This is a genomic window from Clostridium sp. AF22-10, assembly GCF_003478725.1.
Lineage (GTDB): Bacteria > Bacillota > Clostridia > Lachnospirales > Lachnospiraceae > Otoolea > Otoolea fessa.
The window spans coordinates 1-3,293 of record NZ_QUFZ01000054.1; the positions used below are offsets into that span (position 1 = coordinate 1).

Sequence of the window (3,293 nt, forward strand, 5' to 3'; positions counted from 1 at the left end):
TTAATATATGTAGTTTGTTTTTATTGTCTCTGTTTTCTACATATATATTCTCCTACATGAGAGATTTGAATTAATATTATTGGAAATATGATGATTTTAGACAAAAAATAAGAGGTATTGAGAATAGGAAACTCAATACCTCTTATTTGCTACTATACCTGTGTGGAATTACAAAGGAGAAAAGTATAGCAGCATTCCTACGACTTCTAATTTTGAAGTGTGTTATGGACAGGGCTATTATATCAAACGATAATGGATAATACAACTGAACGAACGTTCTGAAAATGATAAATATTATTCCATCTCTGGATATTCTCTTGCCAGATGAGATTCTTCCAGAGCTTTACTAATAATCTCAATTTCATCTTTCATTCTAAAGAGCTTATAGTTAATTTCAAGAATACCTTTAAAGCATTGATAAGGACTTACTAGAAAGCTCTGAGAAACCATATAACGGTGAGAACAATACTCAATGGATAAATCATAAGCTTCTTCTTCAGAATGAGCATAAACGGCTAAATAATGCGTTGGATGAGACAGTGGTAGGAATGTAATTGGAATTAAATATGTATCAAGATCTGGATCTGCGTGGAGATATTCAAATGCAATCTTTTTGTACAGTTTCCAGTCGAATTTTTCTTTCATGTGATAATATACCTCTTTTCTTTTTGATTTTAGTCTGAATGACTTTCAATATAATATTCTCTACTGATGAGAGAATGAAGTGCGATAGTTTGAGTGAGAGTGTGATGATTACAATATGGAATCTGTGGGCTAAAATGAACCAAATAAAGGTAGAATCGATTCTATGGTATTGGATGGATACTTCTTAGGGTATGAAATAAAAATCGATTCTTGACGATTCTGATGCGTTTTTAACCCATAAGAAAAAATAAGACAGGAGATGAACTCCCCTGTCTTATATAGATGGTATTTAGTTTTGGGATAACCAATTAGATTCTGGTTTTGCAATCAGACGAGCATTATTGTATGCCATATCTAATGTAATACAAGTATGACCTTGATAGGAATTATCTTTCTTAGTTACTGCAATAGCTACATCTGGTTTGTCATCTGACATTAAACAGAGTGGTAATAATAACTGAATTTTACCTTCATAATATTGTGGTACAGCTAACTTATAATTTGCTGATACTCTTTTCTTCATAATGTCTAGTGAACCATTCATTATACTGATTTTGTTATTGCTATTCAGAAACTCTTTTGGTAAACGTTTCTTATTCTTCTCGTCATTTAGAATATGGGTATAGTGAACGTCGATAGGATAATGCCAGTCAAATAATAACAGTTCTGGTTCCTTAAAGTAATTTGCCCGTGCAGGACGTTCTTTTACTCCAAGTCTACCTAATTCATATCCAGTCAGAAAAGATATATCTGAAGCTGTCTGGTAGGCGTATAGGGTATCATAATATTCATTAAATAATCCTGTATTGAACAGAGCATAATCTTTTCCAATAGCAATTTTCTTTTCTGATGATAATTTCTCATATGTCTTGACTATATAGTTTGCAAGTATCCCATTATTAGGATAAGTAGAATTAGACCAATTTTCTTTGTTAGCTATAGCGGCTAGTTGAGTAGTATATTTGTTCCAGTTTACATTAAAGTATCCCATTTGTGCAAAACCTTTCTCTGATGATGAATTTTGTGTAGAGTCTTTATTTTTAAATGCAATGTTAATTATATCATTAATTTCAGAATTATGGTATACACGAAGTTTCACTTTGAGTTTACTAGGATAATAAGTATAGGTTGGTTTTTTTACTAATCTACCCTCAAAATGATAATTACTATCTTTTAAGGATAAAGTACGTTGATATGCTTCTTCCTGAGTATGTGCGTAAATTGGGATGAAGTAATCAAAATCATAGTAGTATGGGCTTGAAACAGGCACTAAGTAAGTATTCATTGTTATTTCTTCTGATTTCATAATAATTCTCCTTGTGTTGAAATTTATATTTTAGAGTTTTCATATTTATATTCGCTTATTTTTACTGCTAGAGTAGTAATTATATGAAGTGATTTTGTTTTAGTTTAAACATACCCCCTATGTTGAGAGATGTAGTGAGTGGATGAGATGATGTATTCAATAGGTAGATTCTCGTTTGAAATCAAGTGATTTTAATGTATATCACGCGTTCTTGTGATTGAACATTATATTGTGTAACAATTTATGTAGACAAACCTATTTAAGGATTTTTTGAGGGTGAAAGGAGAGATTAAGTTTTCAGAATAGTTTTGAATTGTTTGTATTGGTATCGAGATTTTTAGTGAGTTTATTTGGTCTGGATGAAATGGGGTGATGAGGTTTGAATTGAGTTGAGTTGTAAATTTGAGATAGATAATTCAGAAAATTCTTTTGGATATTGGGTTTTCTCGATAAGAGTGTCGATAAGGTATTTTGGAGTGAGAGAGGATGGAGAGGTTTATTATGTTGAGTGAGAGGATGATTAGGACGGATTGAGAGAGGGCAGTTGAGATAGGAGATTTGGGATAAAAATGGGGTAAAAAGGTTGTGAAAATTTAGGCATATTGTGAGATAATTTAAAGAATTGTGCTAAATGAAGTGATAATTTTATTGTGGGTTGATTTTATTGGAGAATTGGGGGATTGAGGTGAAGTGGGAATGTGAAAATAATAGTGGAATTGTGCTAAATGAAGTGATAATTTTATTGTGGGTTGATTTTATTGGAGAATTGGGGGATTGAGGTGAAGTGGGAATGTGAAAATAATAGTGGAATGTAATGAAAAGTATTGATTTTATTAGGGTTTTGGATGTTTTGATTGGAAAGTGGTGGAGGGAGATGAAGGATAAATAGGCGATTATATAAGTGATTTTTACTTGATTTTATTGGGAATTTGGGGAGTGCCAGAGGAATTTGGAAGTGGATTTTTGACAGAGTGTGTGGGTGAACCAGCTTACGGGGCTGCTGCGAGATCGAACGGATGTTTGAGTTTTAAGTACGCCGGATCTGGCTTAAATATGGTAGTATACTATACTATACCACTACGAAAATCTCGAACACTCGTTCTCTATAGACTGAGCAGAACAAAACGAACACACGTTCGAAATTTTGATCCTCCGCTGGACTCATTGACGGGAAGAATAAAATGTCAGATAATTTATATGAATTGTGATACTATTTTATATAATTATGAATTTATCGTAAAATAAGAAATATATGTTATATTATCAGATAAACATAAGTTACCGATCGGTTACTATTCCAGCCGAAAAAAGATCAAAAAAATTTAAAAACATATTGACATAT

The 3,293-nt window shown here is 32.1% G+C and carries 2 protein-coding genes; both read right to left on the reverse strand.

The window, feature by feature from the left end:
- Window positions 1-294: 294 nt before the first annotated feature.
- Entirely contained in the window at window positions 295-645 is a 351-nt protein-coding gene (locus DWX91_RS16050; RefSeq protein WP_118539795.1) for a hypothetical protein, read from the reverse strand.
- 289 nt (window positions 646-934) lie between these two features.
- Window positions 935-1,951 (reverse strand): DUF3825 domain-containing protein, encoded by a 1,017-nt coding sequence (locus tag DWX91_RS16055; RefSeq protein WP_118539797.1) that lies wholly within the window; start codon window positions 1,949-1,951, stop codon window positions 935-937.
- Between the last annotated feature and the right edge of the window lie 1,342 nt (window positions 1,952-3,293).